This is a genomic window from Variovorax paradoxus, assembly GCA_016806145.1.
GTDB lineage: Bacteria > Pseudomonadota > Gammaproteobacteria > Burkholderiales > Burkholderiaceae_C > Variovorax.
Window position 1 is genome coordinate 5,303,502 of the sequence record CP063166.1, and the last position, 23,174, is coordinate 5,326,675.

At 70.2% G+C, this 23,174-nt stretch carries 20 protein-coding genes and 1 pseudogene; 6 read left to right on the plus strand and 15 right to left on the minus strand.

The window, feature by feature from the left end:
* Positions 1-144: 144 nt before the first annotated feature.
* Positions 145-1,155 carry an aldo/keto reductase gene (locus INQ48_24645; protein QRF56504.1) on the minus strand — a complete coding sequence of 337 codons (1,011 nt, stop codon included), beginning with the start codon at positions 1,153-1,155 and terminating at the stop codon, positions 145-147.
* Positions 1,156-1,349: 194 nt separating this feature from the next.
* Here INQ48_24645 and INQ48_24650 point away from each other — a divergent pair, with 194 nt between their 5' ends.
* Positions 1,350-2,357 (plus strand): DUF4105 domain-containing protein, encoded by a 1,008-nt coding sequence (locus INQ48_24650; protein QRF56505.1) that lies wholly within the window; start codon positions 1,350-1,352, stop codon positions 2,355-2,357.
* A gap of 2 nt (positions 2,358-2,359) precedes the next feature.
* Positions 2,360-4,288: an alpha/beta fold hydrolase gene (locus INQ48_24655; GenBank protein QRF56506.1), complete on the plus strand. Its 1,929-nt coding sequence runs from the start codon at positions 2,360-2,362 to the stop codon at positions 4,286-4,288.
* A 10-nt stretch (positions 4,289-4,298) separates the two neighbouring features.
* Here the strand turns inward: INQ48_24655 and INQ48_24660 are convergent, their stop codons facing one another.
* From INQ48_24660 to INQ48_24680, 5 genes are all read right to left on the minus strand, one after another.
* Positions 4,299-5,543, minus strand: coding sequence for an MFS transporter (locus INQ48_24660; GenBank protein ID QRF56507.1), 1,245 nt, complete (start codon positions 5,541-5,543; stop codon positions 4,299-4,301).
* A 119-nt stretch (positions 5,544-5,662) separates the two neighbouring features.
* Positions 5,663-6,421 (minus strand): enoyl-CoA hydratase/isomerase family protein, encoded by a 759-nt coding sequence (locus INQ48_24665; GenBank protein ID QRF56508.1) that lies wholly within the window; start codon positions 6,419-6,421, stop codon positions 5,663-5,665.
* Complete coding sequence (locus tag INQ48_24670; protein ID QRF56509.1) at positions 6,418-7,371, minus strand: tripartite tricarboxylate transporter substrate binding protein; 954 nt, start codon at positions 7,369-7,371, stop codon at positions 6,418-6,420. The genes INQ48_24665 and INQ48_24670 overlap by 4 nt, the downstream gene beginning before the upstream one ends.
* 37 nt (positions 7,372-7,408) lie before the next feature.
* Positions 7,409-8,569 carry a CoA transferase gene (locus INQ48_24675; GenBank protein ID QRF56510.1) on the minus strand — a complete coding sequence of 387 codons (1,161 nt, stop codon included), beginning with the start codon at positions 8,567-8,569 and terminating at the stop codon, positions 7,409-7,411.
* A gap of 3 nt (positions 8,570-8,572) precedes the next feature.
* Entirely contained in the window at positions 8,573-9,457 is an 885-nt protein-coding gene (locus INQ48_24680; protein QRF60880.1) for an enoyl-CoA hydratase/isomerase family protein, read from the minus strand.
* A 4-nt stretch (positions 9,458-9,461) separates the two neighbouring features.
* Between INQ48_24680 and INQ48_24685 the strand changes: the two genes are divergently transcribed.
* A complete protein-coding gene (locus tag INQ48_24685; protein QRF56511.1) occupies positions 9,462-10,283 on the plus strand; it encodes a helix-turn-helix domain-containing protein in 822 nt (273 codons plus the stop codon).
* 4 nt (positions 10,284-10,287) lie between these two features.
* Here INQ48_24685 and urtE read toward each other — a convergent pair whose 3' ends face one another.
* The 6 genes from urtE to INQ48_24715 form a co-directional block, all read right to left on the minus strand.
* The gene (gene urtE / locus INQ48_24690; protein QRF56512.1) at positions 10,288-10,980 is read right to left on the minus strand and encodes an urea ABC transporter ATP-binding subunit UrtE; all 693 of its coding nucleotides are present in this window, start codon (positions 10,978-10,980) and stop codon (positions 10,288-10,290) included.
* Positions 10,981-10,992: 12 nt separating this feature from the next.
* Positions 10,993-11,871 (minus strand): urea ABC transporter ATP-binding protein UrtD, encoded by an 879-nt coding sequence (gene urtD, locus INQ48_24695; protein ID QRF56513.1) that lies wholly within the window; start codon positions 11,869-11,871, stop codon positions 10,993-10,995.
* Complete coding sequence (urtC, locus tag INQ48_24700) at positions 11,868-13,100, minus strand: urea ABC transporter permease subunit UrtC (GenBank protein QRF56514.1); 1,233 nt, start codon at positions 13,098-13,100, stop codon at positions 11,868-11,870. Before urtC ends, urtD begins: the two co-directional genes overlap by 4 nt.
* Before the next feature lie 80 nt (positions 13,101-13,180).
* Positions 13,181-14,728: an urea ABC transporter permease subunit UrtB gene (gene urtB / locus INQ48_24705; GenBank protein QRF56515.1), complete on the minus strand. Its 1,548-nt coding sequence runs from the start codon at positions 14,726-14,728 to the stop codon at positions 13,181-13,183.
* Positions 14,729-14,908: 180 nt separating this feature from the next.
* A complete protein-coding gene (gene urtA, locus INQ48_24710) occupies positions 14,909-16,177 on the minus strand; it encodes an urea ABC transporter substrate-binding protein (protein ID QRF56516.1) in 1,269 nt (422 codons plus the stop codon).
* Positions 16,178-16,320: 143 nt separating this feature from the next.
* Complete coding sequence (locus INQ48_24715; GenBank protein ID QRF56517.1) at positions 16,321-16,635, minus strand: nucleotide pyrophosphohydrolase; 315 nt, start codon at positions 16,633-16,635, stop codon at positions 16,321-16,323.
* Positions 16,636-16,701: 66 nt separating this feature from the next.
* Between INQ48_24715 and INQ48_24720 the strand changes: the two genes are divergently transcribed.
* Both INQ48_24720 and INQ48_24725 read left to right on the plus strand, forming a co-directional pair.
* Positions 16,702-17,325 (plus strand): nucleotidyltransferase domain-containing protein, encoded by a 624-nt coding sequence (locus INQ48_24720; GenBank protein QRF56518.1) that lies wholly within the window; start codon positions 16,702-16,704, stop codon positions 17,323-17,325.
* Positions 17,318-17,737, plus strand: a pseudogene (locus tag INQ48_24725) (hypothetical protein). The gene INQ48_24720 and the pseudogene INQ48_24725 overlap by 8 nt, the downstream one beginning before the upstream one ends.
* Here the strand turns inward: INQ48_24725 and INQ48_24730 are convergent.
* The 3 genes from INQ48_24730 to ppk2 form a co-directional block, all read right to left on the minus strand.
* Positions 17,734-19,200, minus strand: coding sequence for an MFS transporter (locus INQ48_24730; protein ID QRF56519.1), 1,467 nt, complete (start codon positions 19,198-19,200; stop codon positions 17,734-17,736). The pseudogene INQ48_24725 and the gene INQ48_24730 overlap by 4 nt on opposite strands.
* 146 nt (positions 19,201-19,346) lie before the next feature.
* The gene (locus tag INQ48_24735; GenBank protein QRF56520.1) at positions 19,347-20,393 is read right to left on the minus strand and encodes a PHB depolymerase family esterase; all 1,047 of its coding nucleotides are present in this window, start codon (positions 20,391-20,393) and stop codon (positions 19,347-19,349) included.
* A gap of 59 nt (positions 20,394-20,452) precedes the next feature.
* Positions 20,453-21,373 (minus strand): polyphosphate kinase 2, encoded by a 921-nt coding sequence (gene ppk2, locus INQ48_24740; GenBank protein ID QRF56521.1) that lies wholly within the window; start codon positions 21,371-21,373, stop codon positions 20,453-20,455.
* A 157-nt stretch (positions 21,374-21,530) separates the two neighbouring features.
* Between ppk2 and INQ48_24745 the strand changes: the two genes are divergently transcribed.
* Positions 21,531-23,171 (plus strand): inorganic phosphate transporter, encoded by a 1,641-nt coding sequence (locus INQ48_24745; GenBank protein QRF56522.1) that lies wholly within the window; start codon positions 21,531-21,533, stop codon positions 23,169-23,171.
* The last annotated feature ends 3 nt before the right edge of the window (positions 23,172-23,174 follow it).

Genomic DNA, 23,174 nt, shown 5'->3' on the forward strand with positions numbered 1-23,174 from the left:
CGAGTCGACCCCGGCTCGGCGCCCTCCCCCGCTGGGGGAGGGTTGGGGTGGGGGCACCGGGCCTGGCCGATGGCGTGGCCGTATCGAACGCCCGGAGCCCCCATCCCGGCCTTCCCCCGGCGGGGGAAGGAGAAGGGAGGGAACTCAGCGCGGCGCGTCGCCCTTGCGGTACTCGGCCGTCAGCTCGTCGAGCTTCTGCTTGAGCGCGGGGTCGAGCTTGTACTCGGCCGCCGCGAGCGTCGCGTCGAGCTGCTCGGGCCGGCTCGCGCCGAGCAGCGGCGCGGTGATCAGCGGGTTCGCCATCACCCAGGCCACGGCCAAGGTCGCGAGCGACACGCCCGCCTCGTCGGCCAGCGCATGCAGCTGCGTCACGGTGTTGAAGCTGCGCTCGTTCCAGTAGCGGTCCTGGTACATGTTGCCGGCCGTGCCGAGCGTGAAGCGCGTGTTCGCCTCGGGGCTGGCGCCGGGCTTGTACTTGCCGGTGAGCAGGCCGCCGGCCAGCGGGTTGTAGGGGATCACGCCCAGGCCTTCCTCGCTCGCGAGCGGCAGCAGCTCGCGCTCGATCTCGCGAAACAGCAGGCTGTAGCGCGGCTGCACCGAGACGAAGCGCGTGAGCCGCAGCAGGTCGGCCTTGCCGAGCGCGCGCGCGAGCCGGTAGGCCAGGAAGTTCGACACGCCCACATAGCGCGCGCGGCCCGACTTCACGATGGTGTCGAGCGCCTCGATGCTTTCCTCGAGCGGCGTCTCGCGGTCGTCCATGTGCAGCTGGTAGAGGTCGACGTGGTCGGTCTTCAGCCGCTTGAGCGAGAGGTCGATGGCATCGAGCAGGTGCTTGCGCGAGGCGCCCTGGTCCCAGGGATTGGGGCCGACCTTGTTGACCGCCTTGGTCGCGACCACGAAGCGCCGGCGGCCCGCGGGGCCCTGCTTCTCGAGCCAGTTGCCGATGATCTCCTCGGTGCGGCCCGTGGTCTCGACCGTGCCGCCCAGCGGGTAGACGTCGGCGGTGTCGAGGAAGTTGATGCCGCCCTCGGCGGCCTTGTCGAGGATGCGGTGCGACACGGCCTCGTCGGTCTGCAGGCCGAAGGTCATGGTGCCGAGCGCGAGCCGGGAGACGGTCAGGCCGGTGCGGCCCAGGCGGGTGGTGGGGATGGTCATGGAGATGCCTCGTTCGCTGGATGAAACGCGGATGAAGAAAAGACGAGCGCCTCGGGACAGCGAGGCGCGCGTTCATCTTAGTCACTGGCGCGAAAACGCGCAGGCACGGGTCATCGCCATCGGAGATGGCCCGCTTGGCGCAGGGTTGCCACGGCAGGGATGGGGATAATCGTGCCGCACTCCCCGTGTCCTCCATGTTCCTTCGCATCACCGGCCGCCTCGCGGCATCGCTCGTCCTGCTGCTGTCGGCCGCCTGGGCCTGCCTCGCGCTCTGGTACCAGTTGCCCGTGGGCGAAACGGGCAAGGTCCTCGCCGCCGTGCTGTGGGGCGGCTTCGGCCTCGCGGCCCTGGTGCTGCTGTGGCGCGGTCGGGCCGCGCGCGCGCTGCTGTCCTATGCGGTGGGCTTCGCGCTGCTGCTGGGCTGGTGGAACACCATCGTGCCGCTGCAGCAGCGCGACTGGGCCGACGACGTCGCGCGCCAGCTGGTGGCGCGCGTCGACGGCAACGTGGTCACGCTCGAGAACGTGCGCAACTTCGACTGGCGCAGCGACACCGACTACACGCCGCGCTGGGAAACGCGCCGCTACGACCTCGAGCGCCTGCGCTCGGTCGACGTCGCGGTCTCGTACTGGATGGGCCCGGCGATCGCGCACACGCTGGTGTCCTTCGGCTTCGACGACGGCCGCTTCCTCACCTTCTCGATCGAGATCCGCAAGGAGCGCGGCGAGAGCTTCTCGTCGCTCGGCGGCTTCTTCCGGCGCTTCGAGCTGAGCCTGGTCGCGGCCGAGGAACGCGACGTGCTGCGCGTGCGCACCAACGTGCGCGGCGAGGACGTCCACATGTACCGCGTGCGGCTGCCACAGGCCGAGATGCGCTCGCTGTTCCTGGCCTACCTCGACCAGAGCGCCGCGCTGCTGCGCGCGCCGAGCTTCTACAACACGCTCACGGCCAACTGCACCACCATCGTCTACGACCTCGCCAGGCGCATCGTGCCGGGCCTGCCGATGGACTGGCGGCTGCTGGCCTCGGGCTACCTGCCCGACTACCTGTACGACGTGGGCGGGCTGACGCCGGGCTACGGCCTCGAGGCGCTGCGCACGGCCGGGCGCATCACGCAGCGCGCGATCGCGAGCGATGCCACCCCGGGCATCGATTTCTCGCGCGCGATCCGGCAGGGGCTGCCGGGCGCCGAGGCCCCGTGACGATGCACGCGCGTCTTCCCGGCCTGGCGGCCCTGCTCTGCGCCGCCGCGCTGCTCGCGGGCTGCGCGGGCGTGAAGGTGGGCTCGATCTCGCCCGCCGAATACCTCGCGCAGCGCCGCGGCGACGTGCTCACCACGGGCCGGCTCAGCACCTCGGCCGAGGAGGTGCTGCGCGTGATCGGCTCCGATGCCGAGCTGTGCGGCAACGACGGCCCGGCCTGCCGCAGCGCACTGGCCGACTCGCCGGGCCTGAGCGACGAGCAGCGGCTGTCGGCGCTGTCGGAGGTGTGGCTGCAGGTGGCGATCGCGGCCGACAAGAGCGGCCGCGCCACGCAGCCGGGCTCGGCCGCCGACACGACCGCCATCGAGGCCTGGCTCGAGAGCGCGCGCCACGCCTATGCCTACCTGTTCTTCACCGCGCGCAAGCCGCGCGACCGCGCCTTCGAGGACCGGCAGACGCAGGTGCGCGACTACTACAACTACGCGGTGCAGCAGGCCATCACCGGGCTGTACCGCGGAGCGCGCCGCAACGCCGCGGCCCAGCCGCGGGTACCGCGCGTGGGCGACTGGCGCATCGAGGCCGACGTCTCGGGCCTGCGCCTGCCCGCCGATGCGCCGCTGCCCGACGAGCTGATCCCCGCCGCCTCGCTGACCTTCTCGGGCCTGCGCAACACCTACCGGCGCGACGGCTTCGGCGCCGAGCTGGTGGCGGCCGACAGCCAGCGCACCGACGAGAAGACGCCCGCGCTCGATACCGCCGACCCGCGTCCGCCCTACCGCGAGATGCCCTTCCCCGCCGTCACCGCGCTGCTGCTGTTCGATGGCGGCAACCTCGCCGAGGTGCTGGCCACGCGCACGCTGCGCATCGCGGCCTACGACCCCTACCGCACCGCCAACGTGCAGCTGGCCGGGCAGGAGGTGCCGCTGGCCGCCAACTTCACCTCGGGCTACGGCCTGTGGCTGGCCCGCTCCGACTTCGCGCTGCAGGCGCTGCGCAGCCTGTTCGGCGGCCGCGACGGGCTCACGCAGCCGCGCATCTACCTGATGCAGCCCTACGACCCCGAGCGCCGCACGGTCATCATGCTGCACGGCCTCGCGAGCAGCCCCGAGGCCTGGATCAACGTGGCCAACGAGGTGCTCGGCGACGAGACCCTGCGCCGCCGCTACCAGATCTGGCAGGTCTACTACCCGACCAATGCGCCGCTGCCGCTCAACAACTTCGCGATCCGCGAGGCCGTGACGCAGACGCTGCAGCACTTCGATCCCACGGGCCAGGCCCCGGCCTCGCAGGACATCACGCTGATCGGCCACAGCATGGGCGGCGTGCTGTCGCGGCTGATGGTGTCGTCGTCTGAGGACAAGCTCTGGGACGCGCTGCTGGCCAGCTATCCGATGCAGGGCGCGCAGCAGCGGCGCATTGAGGAGAAGCTCGCGCCCTACCTGCGCTTCGAGCCGCTGCCGCAGGTCAGCGATGCGATCTTCATCGCCTCGCCGCACCGCGGCACCGACTTCGCCAACAACCGCATCTCGCGCTGGGTCGCCAACCTGATCACGCTGCCGGTGGCGATGCTGGGGCAGTTGAGCGACATCTCGCGCGAGCTGATCCGCATCGCGCCGGGCCGGCAGGACGCGGGGCCGCTGCGCATTCCCAACAGCATCGACAACCTCAGCGACCGCGATCCCTTCGTGCGGCTCTCCTCGGGCCTGCCGATGAATCCGCGCGTGCGCTTCCACTCGATCATCGGCAACGACACGCCGGGCCTGGCGCAGGCGCTGTCGAGCGACGGCATCGTGCCCTATGCCAGCGCGCACCTCGACGGCGCGGCCTCGGAGCTGGTGATCCCGTCGGCGCACAGCGTGCAGGAGAACCCGCTCGCGATCCTCGAGATCCGGCGCATCCTGCGCGAGCAGTTGCAGCCGCCGCCGCGCTAGAAAGGAAGCCTCAGCCTTCGCAGGCCGCCACGCGCGGCCGCCGCGCATCGGCGCGCGCGCTCGCCACCGCCCAGCAGAAGACGCCCATGCCCGCGAGCGCGAGCAGCGCGCCGACCCAGCCGGTCGAGGTCCAGCCCAGGCCCGCGGCGATCGCCACGCCGCCGAGCCAGGCGCCGAGCGCATTGGCCATGTTGAAGGCCGAGTGGTTGAGCGCGGCCGCCAGCGTCTGCGCATCGCCGGCCACGTCCATCAGCCGGATCTGCAGCGCCGGGCCGATGGCCACGGTGGTGCCGATCAGGAACACGTTGAAGCCCGCGGTGTAGATGTTGTGGGCCGAGAAGGTGAACAGCGCCAGCACCAGCGCCGCATAGGCCATCAGGCCGCCGATGGTGCGCATCAGCGACTTGTCGGCCAGCCGCGCGCCGACCAGGTTGCCGACCACCATGCCGAGCCCGAACAGCGCGAGCACCAGCGGCACGCCGCCCAGCGGCATGCCGGCCACCTCGATCAGCGTGGGCTTGATGTAGCTGAACACCGAGAACATGCCGCCGAAGCCGATGGCGCCGATGCCCAGCGTGAACCAGACCTGCTTGCGCTTGAGCGCGCCGAGTTCGCGCCAGGGGCTGGCGCCCGCGGGCGCGGCGAGGTCGGGGATGTCGCGGCGCAGCAGCACCACGGCGATGAGCGCGATCACGCCCACGAACACGAAGGCCGCGCGCCAGCCGAACAGCTGGCCGAGCCAGGCCGCGATCGGCACGCCGACCAGCGTGGCGCCCGTGAGCCCCAGCATCACCAGCCCCACGGCGCGCGCGCGGCGCCCGGGCGGCGCGAGCGTGGCGGCCACCAGCGCGGCCACGCCGAAGTAGGTGCCGTGCGGCAGCCCGGTCGCGAAGCGCAGCAGGTTCAGCGAGGTGTAGCCGGGCGCCATCGCGCTCGCGAAGTTGCCGGCGGCGAACACGGCCATCAGCGCGATCAGCAAAGCGCGGCGACGCCAGCCGGCCGCGAGCACCGCGAGCACGGGCGCGCCGATGACCACGCCGAGCGCATAGGCGCTGATCACGTGGCCGGCCTGCGGGATGCTGACGGCGATGTCGTTCGCGACCTCGGGCAAGAGGCCCATGATCACGAACTCGCCGGTGCCGATGGCGAAGCCGCCGACACCGAGGGCGAGCACGGCGCGCAGGAACTGGGCCGACGAGACGGGCGGAATGGCGGGGGTGTCCGCGCCTTCGAGGGCGGATGGTGGGGCGTTCAAGGCCGGAGCTCCTGGGGGGATGCCCGGCGAGCGCGGGCAAAGCCCGATTTTAGGGTAAACCCTTAACGCGCGCTGATGAAGGCTTGCGCCCCGCCCGATACCTTTTTGCCCCTCGCCGCTCAGCGGCGCAGGAAGCGCGGCGCGCGGCGTTCGGCCATGGCCTGCACGCCCTCCTTGAAGTCCTCGCTCGCGAACTGCACCCACTGCAGCTCGCGCTCATGCCGGTTCGCCGCGGCCACCGCCTCGGCCAGGCCGCGCCGCAGGGTCGCGCGCGTCGATTCCACTGCCAGCGGGGCCGACAGCGCGATCTCGGCCGCGAGCGCCAGCGCGCTGGTGCGCACCTCGTCGGCCGGCACCAGCTGGTCGACCAGCCCGATGCGCAGCGCCTCCTCGCCGCCGATGCGGCGCCCGGTGTAGAACAGCAGCGCGGCCTGCTGCGCGCCGACCAAGCGCGGCAGCGTGAGGCTCAGGCCGAAGCCCGGATGGAAGCCGAGGCGATTGAAGTTGGCGCTGAAGCGCGCCTCGGCACAGCCCACGCGGAAGTCGGCCGCCAGCGCGAGGCCGAGCCCGGCGCCGATGGCCGGGCCATGCACCGCGGCCACCAGCGGCTTGGCGTTGCCGAACAGGCGCATGGCCTGCTCGTAGAGCGGCGCGGGGTCGCGCGCATCGTCCTTGCCGCTGAAGTCGGCGCCCGCGCTGAAGGCCCGGCCCTCGGCGGCCAGCACCACGGCGCGGCAATCGGGATCGGCATCGAGCTGCGCGAGCCGGTCGGCGAGTTCGCGCAGCAGCGCCACGTCGAGGTAGTTGAACGGCGCGCGCCGCAGTTCGAGCAGCGCCACGTGCGCATGGCCCGATTCCAGCGAAGCGAGCGCGCTCATTGCACCTCCAGCTTCGCGATGTCGACGTAGCCTTTCCACTTTTCGCGCTCCTGGCGCTCGAAGCTCGCGAGCTCGGCCAGGCTGACCTTCGCGGGCGCGAAGGCGAAACCCTCGAGCCGCGCGCGGATCGGGTCGGTGGTCACGGCCTCGTTGATCCACTGGTTGAGCTGCTGCTGCAGCGCCGCCGGCGTGGCGGCCGGCACCGCGATGCCGAGGAAGCCGCCGCGGATGCTGAAGCCCGGATAGCTCTCGGCGATCAGCGGCAGCTCGGGATAGCGCTTGAGCCGCGCATCGCTGTGCACCGCGAGCGCGCGCAACTGGCCCGAGGCCACGAAGGCATCGCCAGCCACGGTGTCGGTGAACACCACCTGGATCTGGCCCGCGATCAGCTCCGACATCGCCTGGCTCACCTGCTTGTACGGAATCGCCGCGAGCTCGATGCCGGCCTCGTGCGCGAACAGCGCCGCCGTGACCTTGGAGGTGGCGTTGAAGTGGCCGTAGTTGATCGTGCCCGGCGCCTTCTTCGCGGCGGCGACGAAGTCCTGCAGCGTCCTGTAGGGCGCGTCGGGCCGCACCAGCATGTAGGTGGAGCCGGGCCCGAAGGAGCCGACCAGCCGGAAGTCGCGCCCGGGGTCGTAGGGCAGCTTGCGGAACAGGCTGGGATTGGCCAGGTGGGTGGAGGTGGTGGCCAGCAGCAGCACCGAGCCGTCGGCCGGCGCATTGCGCACCGCCTCCACGCCGATGATGCCGTTGCCGCCGGGACGGTTGTCGACCACCACCGCGCGGCCGGTCTTGCGCGTGAGGAACTCGGCCAGCATGCGCGCCGAGATGTCGCCCGAGCCGCCGGGGCCGAAGGGCACGACGATCTGGATCGGCTTGTGGTTGTCCGCCGCCAGCGCGGCCGCGAACGGCAAGGCCGCGAGCGCGGCGAGGCACTGTCTTCTCTGCATGTCGTCTCCTGTTGTTGGTGTCGTTGGAAGGGCGCGCTCAGCCGGGAGCCTTCGCGCCAAGCGCCTCGTTGTGCTCGCCCACGCCGGGCGCGCGGTGCCGCACCCGCGGCCGCTCGCCGTCGAAGGACAGCGGCAGCCCGACGATGCGCAGGTCCTCGCCGGGAATGGTCTGGAAGATGCCGATGGCCTCGGTCTGCGGCTGCGCAAGCACCTGCGCGAAGTCCTGGATCGGCGCGCAGGGAATGCCCAGGGCCTCGAGCGCCTCGAGCCACTGCTGCGTCGAGCGCGTGCGGAACACCGCCTCGAGCGCGGGGATCAGCAGCGCCTTGTGCTGCACGCGCAGCGCATTGCTCGCGAAGCGCTCGTCGCGCGTCCATTCCTCGTGGCCGGCCGCGCGCGCGAGCTTGGCGAACAGCCGGTCGTTGGCCGCGGCCACCACGATCTCGCCGTCCCCGGTCGGCAGCGCCTGGAACACCACCACGTTGGGATTGCCGCTGCGGTGCCGCTCGGGCTGTTTCCCGGTGGCGTGGAAGCCGGCCATCATCACCTGCAGCCAGCCCAGCGCGGTCTCGAACAGCGAGGTGTCGACCACGCAGCCCTGCCCGGTCGAGGCGCGGCGCAGCAGCGCGGCGATGCAGCCCAGCGCGGCCCAGACGCCGGTGCCGAGGTCGAGCACCTGCATGCCCACGCGCGCCGGTGGTCCGCTCTCGGCGCCGTTGATGCTGAAGATGCCCGCGAAGGCCTGCACCATCGGCTCGTAGCCCGGCGCGAGGCGCATCGGCCCCTTGTGGCCGAAGGCCCAGAGCGAGCAGTACACCAGCCGCGGATTGAGCGCGCGCAACGCCTCGGCGCCGAGGCCCAGTTCCTCGAGCGAGCCGGGTCGCATGTTCTGCACGAACACGTCGGCCTCGGCCGCGCGTTCGCGCAGCCATTGCGCCTGCGCCGGGTCCTTGAGGTCGAGCGCGATGCTCTTCTTGCCGTGGTTCATGGCCTGGAAGGTGGTCGCGGTGCCACGCCAGAACGGCGGCCCCCAGCCGCGCGCGTCGTCGCCCGTGCCGGGCCGCTCGATCTTCACCACCTCGGCGCCGAGCGAGGACAGGATCTCGCCCGCGTAGGGCCCGGCGATGTTCTGCCCGAGCTCGATGACCTTGATGCCGGCCAGCGGCAGCGCGGTGCTGCTGTTCGTGTCGTCCGTCATGGTTCAGCGTCCCGTGAAACGGGGTGCGCGCTTCTCGACGAAATGCCGCACGCCCTCTTGGAAATCCTCGGTGTCGCGGCAGGCCGCGATCTCGCGGTCGGCCACGCGCGTGGCCTGCCCGAGGGTCTGGTAGCGGGCCTCGACCAGCTGCCGCTTGATGATGCGCACCGCGCGCGGCGAACTCAGCTCGGCGATCTCGGTGGCGCGTGCGAGCACCGCATCGAGAAAGCCCTCGGCCGGCAGCAGGCAGGCCAGCCCCATGCGATCGGCTTCCTCGGCCTGCAGGGTGCGGCCGGTCAGCAGCAGGTCGGCCGCATGCATCGGCCCGATCAGCCGCGGCAGCAGCCAGGCCGTGCCGTGCTCGGCCACCAGGCCGCGGCGCGCATAGGGCAGCGTGAGCTTGGCACCGGCCGCCACGTAGCGCAGGTCGGCATGCAGCGCGATGCACAGGCCCACGCCCGCGGCCGCGCCATTGATCGCGGCGATCAGTGGCTTGGCGAGCGCGCCGAGGTAGCCGTAGCGCTGCGCCGCGTCGTCGTCGGACTCGGCCTGCGGCACGGCCGGCCGGCCCGGGTCGGACAGCACCGCCATGTCCATGCCGGCGCAGAAGGCGCGGCCCGCGCCGCCGAGCACGATGGCGCGCACCGCGTCGTCGGCTTCGGCCTGCGCGACGGCCGCGCGCAACTCGGCCTCGAGCGTGGGCGTCCAGGCATTGAGCCGGTCGGGCCGGTCGAAGGTGATCGAGGCCACGCGGCCGATCGCCGCGTACCTCAGTTGCGTGAAATCCAAGCGTGTCTCCTGGTCCGTTGCGCCCCGCGATGGGCATGCGGCCAGTATTCCGGCGGGCCCCGGCGGCGACAACCTTAGAATTTCGGAGAACGAAATCATGGCCATGCCCCGCCCTTCCACCGCCGGCTCGACGCGCGCCCGCACGCAGGCCACCGGCACCTTCGTGCGCAGCACGCCCGGCAGCCATTCGCTCGAACGCGGCCTCGCGCTGCTGCGCGCCTTCCGCCATGGCGTGGACGTGCTGACCAACGCCGAGCTGGCCGACCGCACGCAGCTGCCGCGGCCGACGGTCAGCCGGCTCACGCGTTCGCTGGTGGACGCCGGTTTTCTCGCCTACGACATCGAGCAGCGCGGCTACCGCCTCACGGCCGCCTGCCTGAGTCTCGCGCTGTCCTTCCGCAGCTCGGAGGCCACGCTGGCGCGCGCGCTGCCGCTGCCGCTGATGCGCGCGCTGGCCGAGGGCCGGCGCGTCAACGTCGGCCTCGCGGTGGCCGACCAGCTCGAGATGGTCTACCTGGAGTCGGTGCGCCTGAGCCGGCTCGGGATCTTCCGGCGCATCCTCCCGGGCTCGCGGCTCCCGATCGCGAGCACCTCGCTGGGCTGCGCCTTCCTCGCCGGCATGCAGGCCGCGGAGCGCAAGGCCCTGCTGGGCCGGCTGCGGCAGGCGCACGGCGCCGAATGGCGCGTGCTGCAGCCACGGGTGGAGGCCGCGCTCGAGGCGGTGCGCGAACGCGGCTTCTGCCACGCGAGCTGGGCCGCCGGCATGACCGCGGTGGCGCTGCCGCTGCGCGCGCCTTCGGGCAGCCTCTATGCGATGAACGTGAGCTTCCCCACCGCGAAGCAAGTGTCGGCCGACGCCATCGAGGCGCACGCGCAACTGCTGCTGCGCCTCGCGGCCGACCTGCGCCGCGACTGGGCGCGCTGAAGCGTCAGATCGCGACCAACTGGCGCACGCCCTGCGCCTCCATGCCCTTGCCGAGGCCGCGCGCGATCACCTCGCCGCGCTCCATCACGAGGTAGTCGTCGGCCAGCTCCTGCGCGAAGTCGTAGTACTGCTCGCACAGCACGATCGCCATGTCGCCGCGGTCGGCCAGCATGCGGATCACGCGGCCGATGTCCTTGATGATGCTCGGCTGGATGCCCTCGGTGGGCTCGTCGAGGATCAGCAGCTTCGGCTTGGGCGCGAGCGCGCGCGCGATCGCGAGCTGCTGCTGCTGGCCGCCCGAGAGGTCGCCGCCGCGGCGCCCGATCATCTGCTTGAGCACCGGGAACAGCTCGAACAGCTCGGCCGGGATCGGCGTGCCGCCGCGCTTGTAGGCCAGGCCCATGCGCAGGTTCTCTTCCACCGTGAGGCGCGCGAAGATCTCACGCCCCTGCGGCACGAAGCCGATGCCCGCGCGCGCGCGGTCGTAGGGCGTGGCCTTGTGGATCGGCCGGCCCTCGAGCTCGATGCTGCCGCTCTTGATCGGCACCAGGCCCATCAGCGACTTCAGCAGCGTGGTCTTGCCCACGCCGTTGCGGCCCAGCAGCACCGTGACCTTGCCCAGCGTGGCCTCGAAGCTCACGTCGCGCAGGATGTGGGAGCCGCCGTAGTACTGGTGGATGTTCTTGACTGTCAGCATGGCGTGGTTTCCTCAGCGGCCCAGGTAGACCTCGATCACGCGCTCGTCCGCCTGCACCTCGTCGAGCGATCCCTGCGCGAGCACCGAGCCGTCGCACAGCACGGTCACGATCTCGGAGATGGTGCGGATGAAGCTCATGTCGTGCTCCACCACCATCAGCGAATGCTTGCCCTTGAGCGTGAGAAACAGCTCGGCCGTGCGCGCCGTCTCCTCGTCGGTCATGCCGGCCACGGGCTCGTCGAGCAGCAGGAGCTTCGGGTCCTGCATCAGCAGCATGCCGATCTCGAGCCACTGCTTCTGGCCGTGGCTCAGGTTGCCCGCCATGCGCGACACGCTGGCCGCGAGGTGGATGGTCTCGAGCACCTCGGCCAGCCGGTCGCTTTGCGCCGAGTCGAGCCTGAACAGCATCGAGGCGCGCACGCCCTTGTCGGTCTTGAGCGCGAGCTCGAGGTTCTCGAACACCGTGAGGTGCTCGAACACGGTCGGCTTCTGGAACTTGCGGCCGATGCCCAGCTGTGCGATCTCGGCCTCCTTGTGGCGCAGCAGGTCGATGGTGCTGCCGAAGAACACCGTGCCTTCGTCGGGCCGGGTCTTGCCGGTGATGATGTCCATCATCGTGGTCTTGCCCGCGCCGTTGGGGCCGATGATGCAGCGCAGCTCGCCGGGCGCGATGTCGAGCGACAGCTTGTTGATCGCCTTGAAGCCGTCGAAGCTCACGCTCACGTCTTCCAGGTAGAGGATGCGGCCGTGGGTCACGTCGACCTCGCCGGGCGTCGCGATGCGACTGAAGCCCGCCGTGCGGCCGCCCGATTCGGTGGCGCCGGTGTCGTGTGGCTGGCCCTTGGCGCGTGCGGCGCGCTCCGCGCCGGCTTCCATCAGGTCGGGCGTCATGCGCGGGCTCCCTTCGGTTCGGCATGCAGCGGCGCGGCGATCGCTTCCGGCTCCATGCCCTGTTCGGTCGCCAGCGAGCGCTGGGCTTCGGCGCGCGCCGACGATGCCGCAGCGGGCGCCGCCTTCTCGCGCGACAGCCACTGGCGCACCAGCCCCACGATGCCGTTCGGCAGGAACAGCGTGACCGCGATGAACAGCGCGCCGAGGAAGTACAGCCAGTACTCGGGATAGGCCACCGTGAGCCAACTCTTCGCGCCGTTGACGATGAAGGCGCCGATGATCGGCCCGATCAGGCTCGCGCGCCCGCCCACCGCGGCCCAGATCGCGATCTCGATCGAGTTGGCCGCGCTCATCTCGCTCGGGTTGATGATGCCGACCTGCGGCACGTAGAGCGCGCCGGCCACGCCGCACATCACGGCCGAGATGACCCAGATGCTGAGCTTGTAGGGCAGCGGGTTGTAGCCCGAGAACATCACGCGCGACTCGGCGTCGCGGATGGCCTGCAGCACGCGGCCGAACTTGCTCGCGATCAGCCACTTGGCGAACAGGAAGAAGGCCAGCAGGGTCACGCCGGTGAGCGCGAAGATGGTCATGCGCATCTCCTGCGTGGCGATCGGGATGCCGAGGATGCGCTTGAAGTCGGTGAAGCCGTTGTTGCCGCCGAAGCCGGTCTCGTTGCGAAAGAACAGCAGCATGGCCGCGAAGGTCATCGCCTGCGTGATGATCGAGAAATACACGCCCTTGATGCGCGAGCGGAAGGCGAAGAAGCCGAACACGAAGGCGATCAGGCCCGGCACCGCGACGATCAGGATCAAGGTGGCAATGAAGCTGTCGCTGAAGGTCCAGTGCCAGGGCAGCGTCTTCCAGTCGAGGAACACCATGAAGTCGGGCAGGTCGCTCTTGTAGTTGCCGTCGCGGCCGATCTGGCGCATGAGGTACATGCCCATCATGTAGCCGCCGAGCGCGAAGAAGAGGCCGTGGCCCAGCGAGAGGATGCCGGTGTAGCCCCAGATCAGGTCCATGGCCAGCGCGCAGATCGCGTAGCACATGATCTTGCCGACCAGCGCCACCGCGTAGTCGCTCATGTGCAGCGGGCTGTCGGCGGGCACCCACATGTTGAGCACGGGCGCCACCGCGCACACCACGATCAGCGCGACGAAGAAGGCCGTCCAGCCCTTGCCGCTCAGCAGCGGCCCCTTGGTGGGAAGTGCCACCCTACCCGTTCGCACTGAGCTTGTCGAAGTGCCTGCCCCGGCTTCGACAGGCTCAGCCCGAACGGTGATGGCGGTATCGAAAGTTGTTGGGGTCGTCATGCTTCCGCGCTCCGGCCCTTCATCGCGAAGATGCCCTGGGGCCGCTTCTGGATGAAGATGATGATGAAAACCAGCACCGCGATCTTCGCGAGCACCGCGCCCGCCCAGCCTTCGATGAACTTGTTGAGGATGCCCAGTCCCAGCGCCGCGTAGACGGTGCCCGCGAGCTGGCCGACGCCGCCCATCACGACCACCATGAAGCTGTCGACGATGTAGCTCTGGCCCAGGTCGGGGCCGACGTTGCCGATCTGGCTCAGCGCACAGCCCGCGAGGCCGGCGATGCCCGAGCCGAGCGCGAAGGCGTAGGTGTCGATGCGCGCGGTGTTCACGCCCATGCAGGAGGCGATCGGGCGGTTCTGCGTCACGCCGCGCACGAACAGGCCCAGCCGCGTGCGGCCGATCAGCCAGCCCATGGCCAGCAGCACCAGCACCGCGAAGACGATGATGCACAGGCGGTTCCACGGCAGCGTGACGTTCGACAGCAGCGACAGGCCGCCGCTCATCCAGGCCGGGTTCTCCACGCCGACGTTCTGCGCGCCGAACAGCGAGCGCACCAGCTGCTGCAGCATCAGGCTGATGCCCCAGGTGGCCAGCAGGGTCTCGAGCGGACGGCCGTAGAGGAAGCGGATCACGCCGCGCTCGAGCACCGCGCCCACCAGCGCCGAGGCCAGGAACGAGACCGGAATGGCGGCCACCAGGTACCAGCCGAAGGCGGCCTCGGGCAGGTACTTCTGGAAGATGCCCTGCATCACGTAGGTGGCGTAGGCGCCGATCATCATCAGCTCGCCATGGGCCATGTTGATGACGCCCATCAGGCCGTAGGTGATGGCCAGGCCCAGCGCGGCCAGCAGCAGCACCGAGCCCAGGCTGATGCCGCTGAACACGGCATTGAGGCGGTCGCCCCACACCAGCGAGCCGTCGATGCTGGCGATCGAGGCCACGATCGCGGCCTTCACGTCGGCCTCGGTCTCGTCGGCCAGGCGCTGGTTGAGCAGCAGCTTGGTGTCGGGGCTGCGGCTCTCGCCGAGCTCGCGCGCGGCCACGAGGCGCTTGGCCTTGTCGGCGCTGCTGAGCATGCTGGCGGCACGCACGAGTTCGAGCTGCGCCTTGATCTTCGGGTGGGTCTCGGCGGCCAGCGCCTTCTCGACCAGCGGCAGCCGCGATTCGTCGGGCTCCTTGAACAGCGCCTGCGCGGCCTCGGCGCGCACCGCGTCGTCCTTGCTGCCGAGCTTGAGCGCGGCCTGCGCGGCCTCGAGCGCGCCGCGCATCAGGTTGTTGTTGACCACGTCCTCGGCCGTGTCGGGCACCTTGAGCTCGGCACCGGTCACGGGGTCGTAGCCCTTGTCTTCCTTCATCACGAAGACCTTGTCTTCGGTGTACTTGACCGCATCGTCCGACATCGCCTGGATGAAGGCGGCGGTCTTGTCGTCGGCGCTGGTGACGGCCTTGTTGAGCGCCGCGATGCGGGCCTCGGAATCGCCGGCGGCGATGGCCCGGGCTTCGTCGGCGGTCAGCGCCTGGGCGGCCGTTGCCATGAACAGCATGGCGGCGAATGCGCAGTGGAGGGTTCGTCGAAGCATCTTGAGAAGGTGTTGGCATGACGCCCTCCCCCGCTGGGGGAGGGTTGGGGTGGGGGCATGCGGCGCCCGAACGGGCGCAAGGATCGAATCGACCGCCGTCGGCCCCCACCCCGGCCCTCCCCCAGAGGGGGAGGGGGATGACACTTACATCGACTTGCCAGCCGGATAGTCGGGCTTCTTGTCGTTGCCTTCGATGTACGGGCTCCACGGCTTGGCCTTGACCGGGCCCGGCGTCTTCCACACGACGTTGAACTGGCCGTCGGCCTTGATCTCACCGATGAACACGCTCTTGTGCAGGTGGTGGTTCTTCTCGTCCATCTTCGAGACGATGCCCGAGGGCGCGGTGAAGGTCTGGCCGGCCATGGCGGCGATCACCTTGTCCGTGTCGGTCGACTTGGCCTTCTCGACCGCCTGCTTCCACATGTGGATGCCGATCCAGGTGGCTTCCATCGGGTCGTTGGTCAGCGGCTTGTCCTTGTGGCCGGCGATGTTCTTGGCCTTGGCGTAGTCGCTCCACTGCTTGATGAAGGCGGTGTTGGTCGGGTTCTTGATCGACATGAAGTAGTTCCACGCGGCCAGGTGGCCGACCAGCGGCTTGGTGTCCACGCCGCGCAGTTCTTCCTCGCCGACCGAGAAGGCCACCACCGGCACGTCCTTGGCCTTCAGGCCGGCGTTGCCGAGTTCCTTGTAGAAGGGCACGTTGGAGTCGCCGTTGATGGTCGACACCACGGCGGTCTTGCCGCCGGCCGAGAACTTCTTGATGTCGGCGACGATGGTCTGGTAGTCGCTGTGGCCGAAGGGGGTGTACTTCTCGTCGATGTCGGTGTCCTTCACGCCCTTGCTCTTGAGGTAGGCGCGCAGGATCTTGTTGGTGGTGCGCGGATAGACGTAGTCGGTGCCCAGCAGCACCCAGCGCTTGGCGGCGCCGCCTTCCTTGCTCATCAGGTAGTCGACGGCCGGAATGGCCTGCTGGTTGGGCGCGGCACCCGTGTAGAACACGTTCTTCGAGAGCTCTTCGCCTTCGTACTGCACGGGGTAGAACAGCAGGCCGTTCATTTCCTCGACCACCGGCAGCACCGACTTGCGCGACACCGAGGTCCAGCAGCCGAAGATCACCGAGACCTTGTCCTGGCCGAGCAGCTGCTTGGTCTTCTCGGCGAACAGCGGCCAGTTCGAGGCCGGGTCGACCACCACGGGCTCGAGCTTCTTGCCGAGCACGCCGCCCTTGGCGTTGATGTCGTCGATGGCCATCAGCACCGTGTCCTTCAACACGGTTTCCGAGATGGCCATCGTGCCCGACAGCGAGTGCAGCACGCCGACCTTGATGGTGTCGGCGGCGAATGCGGGCACAGCGGAGATGCTGGCCAGCGCGACGGCGGCGGTGAGCGCCTTGAGAGTGAAACGACGTTGCATGTGGACTCCTGCTCCGGTGGGTTGAAACCTGTTCGCCGGCGCGGTGCCGAGCGATGGGAGGGAGTCTGCGGAATGCACCAGGAAGGAGAAATACGCCGGGTGGCGTACACGGAGGTACTCAGCCGCGTCAACGGCGCGCAGGGCTACGGCGCCGGGTACTTGCGCGCGTTCGCGACCATCTTGCTGCGCGCGGCCTCGACGGGGTCGATGCCGAGCTGGTCGGCCAGTTGCAGCAGGTAGAGCAGCACGTCGGCGATCTCGGTGCCGACCTCGGCGCGCTTGTCGGCCGGCAGCTCGCGGCTCTGTGCCTCGGTCAGCCACTGGAAATGCTCGAGCAGCTCGGCGGCTTCGACCGAGAGCGCCGCGGCGAGGTTCTTGGGGGAGTGGAAGGGTTCCCAGTGGCGCTCGCGCGCGAAGTCGCGCAGGGCGAGCGTGAGCGATTGGAGGTCGTGGGTCATGGCGGCTATTGGGGGGACACGGGACACAAACATGAAAAGCCCATTTTGGGTAATAAAATGCCCAAAATGGGTAAATCGCCGATGCCGAAGCAGCTCGAAGCACCTGTCGGACTGGCCGACGCCCTGTTCACGACCACCCAGCAGCGCGTGCTGGGCTGCCTCTTCGGCCAGCCGGATCGAAGCTTCTTCTTCACCGAATTGATCAAGCTTACCGGTGCGGGCTCGGGCGCCGTGCAGCGCGAACTCAAGCAGTTGACCGACAGCGGGCTGCTCACGATGTCGCGCGTGGGCCATCAGAAGCACTACCAGGCCAATGCGCAATCGCCGATCCACGAGGAATTGAGCAGCATCGTGCGCAAGACCTTCGGGCTCGCGGGCCCGCTGCGCGAGGCGCTGCAGCCCGTGGCCGACCGGATCGAGGCCGCGTTCGTGTACGGCTCGGTCGCGAAGAAGAGCGACACGGCCGCGAGCGACATCGACCTGCTGCTGCTCAGTGACGAACTTGCCTATCCGGATCTCTTTCTCGCGCTCGATGCCGTCTCCGCGCGGCTCGGCCGTACAGTGAACCCGACCCTGTTCACGAGGAAGGAACTGACGCGAAAGCTCAAGGATGGCGAATCCTTCGCCACGCGCGTGATGGCACAGCCCAAGCTCTGGGTGCTCGGCGACGCGCACGCCCTCCCCGCTTGACAACCTCTGCGGCCCTTCGAAGCCGCTCGCGGCCGAGGCGCCCGATGCGCGCGAGTTCGCCGGGCTGCTGCGTTCGGGCCAGGCCCGCCTGAAGGATGCGCAGGTCGCGCAGCTCTCGCTCGAGGGCCGCTTCGACCTCGTCTACAACGCGGCCCGCGCCCTGTGCCTCGCCGCCTTGCGCTGGCATGGCTACCGCGCGGGCAACCGCTTCATCGTCTTCCAGGTGCTGCCCCACACGCTGTCGCTGGGCCCCGAGGTCTGGCGGGTGCTGGCCAAGGGCCACGAGATCCGCAACCTCGGCGAGTACGAGGGCGACCTGAACGTGGACGAGCGCATCGTCCGGGACATGATCGTGGCCTGTCAGCAGGTGGCCCCGAAGCTGTCGGCGCTCCCCGCGCCCGGCAGCAGCTAGCGCGAACGCGCGCCTCGGCGGTGCAACACCGCCACCAGCAACGCCGACCCCATCAGATAGACCAGCGCCACCCCGAGCCCCGCCGCATAGGCGGCCGCATCGCCCCGCTCGCCGAGCCGCCCGTAGAACAGGATCCCGATCAGCGCCACGCCCAGCGCATTGCCCGCCTGCTGCATCATCGACAGCACGCCCGAGGCCACGCCCGCATGCTGCGGCGGCAGGCCGGCGAGCACGCTCGAGACCAGGGGCGCCATCACCAGGCCCAGACCCGCGCCCTGCACCAGCAGCAGCGGCACCATCCAGGCGAGCAGGTGGGCATGGCCTGCGAAGGCGGCGACGTTGAGGTACTGCAGCGCATGGCCGGCCGCGAGCAGCAGCGCGCCGAGCGCGATCGGCGGCTTGCCGCCGAAGCGGCGCGCGATGCGGGCACCGCCCATCGAGGCGGCGAAGAAGCCGAGCGCCAGCGCGGTGAAGACCAGGCCCGAGCGCAGCGCGCCGAGCGCGAGGCCCTGCTGCAGGTACAGCGCGAGCACGAAGTACAGCGAGGCATTGCCGACATAGAAGGCCAGCGTGGTCAGCAGGCCGTTGACGAAGCGCGCATCGGCCATCAGCACCGGCGCCACCAGCGGCGCACCGCCACGCGCGGCGAGCCGGCGCTGCTGGAAGACGAACAGCAGCGCGAGCGGCAGCGCGGCCGCGAGGCACAGCCAGCTCCACAGCGGCCAGCCCTGCTGCCGCCCCTCGACCAGCGGCAGCACCACCGCCACCGACGCCGCGGCCGCCAGCAGCATGCCGGCGGGATCGAGCCGGCTCCGGTGGCCCCCATGCGCCAGCGGCGGAATCACGCGCGGCGCCAGCAGCAGCGCGAGCAGGCCGATCGGCAGGTTGATGAGGAAGCAGCTGCGCCAGCCCAGGCCCCAGAGGTCGGCCTGGATCAGCAGCCCGCCCACGAGCTGGCCCAGCGTGGCGCCGAGGCCGAGCGTGAGGCCATAGGCGGCGAAGGCGCGGGCGCGGTCCTCGCCGGTGTGGACCAGCCCGATCATCGCGAGCACCTGCGGCTGCAGCAGCGCACCGGCCAGGCCCTGCAGCACGCGGGCCGCCACCAGCAGCTCGGCAGTGGGCGCCAGGCCGCAGGCGGCCGAGGCCAGCGTGAACAGCAGCAGGCCGGCCATGAACATGCGGCGGCGCCCGAAGAGGTCGCCGAGCCGCCCGCCGGTGATCAGGCCCGCGGCGGTGGCGAGACCGTAGCCCGCCACCACCAGTTGCAAGGTGGCGGTGCTCGCGAGCAGTTCGCGCTGCATCGAGGGCAGCGCGACATTGACGATGAAGAAGTCCAGCACCACCAGGAACGTGCCGCTGAGCATGACCCACAGGGCCAGCCGCCCGGGCCTGGCCGCGCCCGCGTTCTGGCCGGCCGTGGATGAAAGCGATGCCGCCGGAACGGCGATGTTGGACTGCGTCATGGTGGGCTCGAGTCTTGGAGGGAGGGCGCGCTGCGGCAATGACCCCGGAGGTCAAGCGATCGGACGCACGAACCCGAGCCCGAGCGCGGCCACGGGGCCGCCCGCGGCGGCGCCCCGGTGCCAATGGCACGGCGTGAAAGAGCGCCTCAGGCCTGCTTGGCCGCGTGCCTGAACTGCGCCATGGCGAAGGCCCAGGCCATCCGCGTGGCATCGGGCCCGGCCGCATCGCTGAACATGAGCTTCGACGCACCGCCGCTCCACGCATGCCCCAGCCCCGCGATCTCGCACAGCGAGACCACCGTGCGGCCCTTGCGCTTGAAGTCGGTCACGCGCATCGGGCGGCGCTTGCCGCGCTGCACGTCGCGCGCGACGCCGGGCCGCGCGCCCATGGCCGCGGCCCACACGGCGGCGCTGTTGACGGCATTGCTGGGCACGACCACGGCATCGGCATCGCCGTGCAGCACGAGCATCGGCGGCAGGGTCGCGAGGACCGCCGCGGCGCCCATCGCCTTGCCGACGGCGGTGACGGGCATCGGCGGCACGTTCTGGCCGCGCATCGCGCCGAGCGCGGTGGCCGACGACTTGGCGGCACCGGGCGCCACGCCCGAATGCATGACCACGGCGCGAAAGCGCTGCGGATAGCGCGTGGCCAGCAGCGCCGCCATGCTGGCGCCGGCCGAGAGGCCGGCCAGCGCGACGCGCTCGCGGTCCACCGGGTAGAGCATGCAGGCCTGGTCGACCGCGGCCATCAGCGTCGCGGCCTCGGCATCTGCCTTGCCGGAGCGGCGCTCGTACCAGTTCCAGCAGCCCTGGGGATGCGCGAGCCGGTCCTGCTCGGGGTAGAGCACCAGGAAGCGCTGGCGCGCCGCCAGCGCGTTCATGCGCGTGCTGGCCGCGAAGTCGCGCCCGGTCTGGCCGCAGCCGTGCAGCATGACCATGAGCGGCAGCTTCTCGCCGGGCTGCAGATGCAGGTCGGCGGGACGGAACAGGTGATAGCGCCGCGCGCCGCCGGGACCGATCGCCATGCCGCTGAGCCAGTCGCCCTTGCCGGGCGGCGGCTTGAGCCGCTTGGCCGTCGCGCGCTGCACCTGGCCCGCCACGCGCTGGCTGTTGCGCAGCGTGAGCTTCGTGAGCGCCTTCAGGTTGCGCTCGTAGGCGCGGGCGAAGACGGAAGCGGTGGAACGGCGGGCCATGGCGCAGTGTGACGCATGGCGCCGGGACGGGACAGCGATCGCCCGCTGCCCCGGCGAAGTCAGTAGACCTCGGGGACGATCATGCTGGCAGGTACCGGCTGGCGCAGGTAGTCGGCATGGCGCACGCGGGCCGGCAGTTCCACCGGCGCATGCGGCACCATCTCGTAGGGCAGCTGGCCCAGCAGGTGGCTGATGCAGTTCAGGCGCGCCTTCTTCTTGTCGACCGCCTGCACCACCCACCACGGGGCCTCGGGGATGTGGGTGCGTTCCAGCATCGTTTCCTTGGCCTTGGTGTATTCCTCCCAGCGACGGCGGCTCTCGAGGTCCATCGGGCTGAGCTTCCACTGCTTGAGCGGATCGTGGATGCGGCCGAGGAAGCGCATGTGCTGCTCGTCGTCGGTGATGGAGAACCAGTACTTGATGAGCTTGATGCCCGAGCGCACGAGCATCTTCTCGAACTCGGGCACGGTGCGGAAGAACTCCTCGTACTCGTCGTCGGTGCAGAAGCCCATCACGCGCTCGACGCCGGCGCGGTTGTACCAGCTGCGGTCGAACAGCACCATCTCGCCGGCGGCCGGCAGGTGCGCCACGTAGCGCTGGAAGTACCACTGGGTGCGTTCGCGGTCGTTTGGTGCCGGCAGCGCGGCCACGCGGGCCACGCGCGGGTTCAGCCGCTGGGTGATGCGCTTGATGACGCCGCCCTTGCCGGCCGCGTCGCGGCCCTCGAACAGGATCACGACCTTCTGCTTGCTGTGCTGGACCCAGTCCTGCAGCTTCACCAGTTCGCCCTGCAGGCGGAACAGCTCCTTGAAATAGGCCTGGCGGGCGGCCTTGTCGGTGCCGCCCGGCGCGCCGTCGAGGCCGTCGATGTTGCGGTCCTCGATCTCCAGCTCGAGCTCCTCGTCGTAGCTGTCGATGAGGTCTCGGGCGATGCGCTGCATCAGTTCTTCGTGGTCGGGAAGGGCGCTCGTCGTCGGCATGGTCAAAGGCAAGAGTGGCGGGATCCGGGAAAACCATGCTGCATGGGCCAGATGACGCCGGCGTGACGGTTTTGCGGCCGATTCCCGTAGGCCGACACGCCGTTGTCACACGGCGCGAACACCATTTCTGTCCACTACAACACTCCAGAACGCCCTCATGAACACGCTCGCCGCCCCGAACACGGACCTGCCGGCCGCGCCCGCAGGGTCCGCGGCCCACCGCCCGAAGCTCGACGCCCGGCCCGGTCCGGTCGCCCTGATCACCTTCGTCGGCCTGCTCGCCGTCGGCCTGCTCTACACGGCCTGGAGCCTGGTGAGCGACGTGTCGGACTCCGGCGCGCCCATGACCACCTGGGTGCCCTACATCCTGCTGGGCGTGGCGCTGCTGATCGCGCTGGGCTTCGAGTTCGTCAACGGCTTCCACGACACCGCCAACGCGGTGGCGACCGTGATCTACACCCACTCGCTGCCGCCGAACTTCGCGGTCGTGTGGTCGGGCTTCTTCAATTTCCTCGGCGTGCTGGTCTCCAGCGGCGCGGTGGCCTTCGGCATCATCGCGCTGCTGCCGGTGGAGCTGATCCTGCAGGTGGGCTCGGGCGCGGGCTTCGCGATGGTGTTCGCGCTGCTGATCGCCGCCATCATCTGGAACCTCGGCACCTGGTGGCTGGGGCTGCCGGCCTCCTCCTCGCACACGCTGATCGGCTCGATCATCGGCGTGGGCGTGGCCAATGCGCTGATGCACGGGCGCGACGGCACCAGCGGCGTGGACTGGGCGCAGGCCACCAAGGTCGGCTATTCGCTCTTGCTGTCGCCGCTGGTGGGCTTCGGCTGCGCCGCGCTGCTGCTGCTGGCGCTGCGCGCCTTCGTCAAGAACCGCGCGCTCTATGAAGAACCCAAGGGCAGCGAGCCGCCGCCGTGGTGGATCCGCGGCCTGCTGATCCTGACCTGCACCGGCGTCTCGTTCGCGCACGGTTCCAACGACGGCCAGAAGGGCATGGGCCTGATCATGCTGATCCTGGTGGGCACGGTGCCGATGGCCTATGCGCTCAACCGCGCCATGCCGGCCGACCAGACGGTGAAGTTCGTCGCCGTGGCCGAGGTGGCGCAGGGCGCGATGCAGCGCAGCCTGCCGACCTCGCTGCCCGCGCTGCAGCCGGCGGCCGCGCGCGACTCGCTCGCGACCTACGTGCGCACCCGCGAGTTCAACGACACGGTGGTGCCCGCGCTGGCCGCGGTCACCGGCAGCATCGCGCAGCAGGTCAGGCAGCACGGCTCGCTGGCCCGCCTGCCGGCCGACGCGGTGGCCAATGTGCGCAACGACATGTACCTGGCCTCCGAGGCGATCCGCCACCTGGACAAGAGCGGCGCCGCGCATTTCGATGCCGACACGCAGGCCCGCGTCGGCGCGCTGCGCCAGGAGCTCGACGATGCCACCCGCTTCATCCCGCTGTGGGTGAAGGTGGCGGTGGCGATCGCGCTCGGCCTGGGCACCATGATCGGCTGGAAGCGCATCGTGGTGACCGTGGGCGAGAAGATCGGCAAGACCCACCTGAGCTATGCCCAGGGCGCCTCGGCCGAGGTGGTGGCGATGGTGACCATCGGCGCGGCCGACATGTACGGCCTGCCGGTCTCGACCACGCACGTGCTGTCCTCGGGCGTGGCGGGCACCATGACCGCGAGCGGCTCGGGGCTGCAGATGTCGACGCTGCGCAACCTCGCGCTGGCCTGGGTGCTGACGCTGCCGGCGGCGATGCTGCTGTCGGGCGTGCTGTACTGGCTGTTCACGCACCTGTTCTGAAGC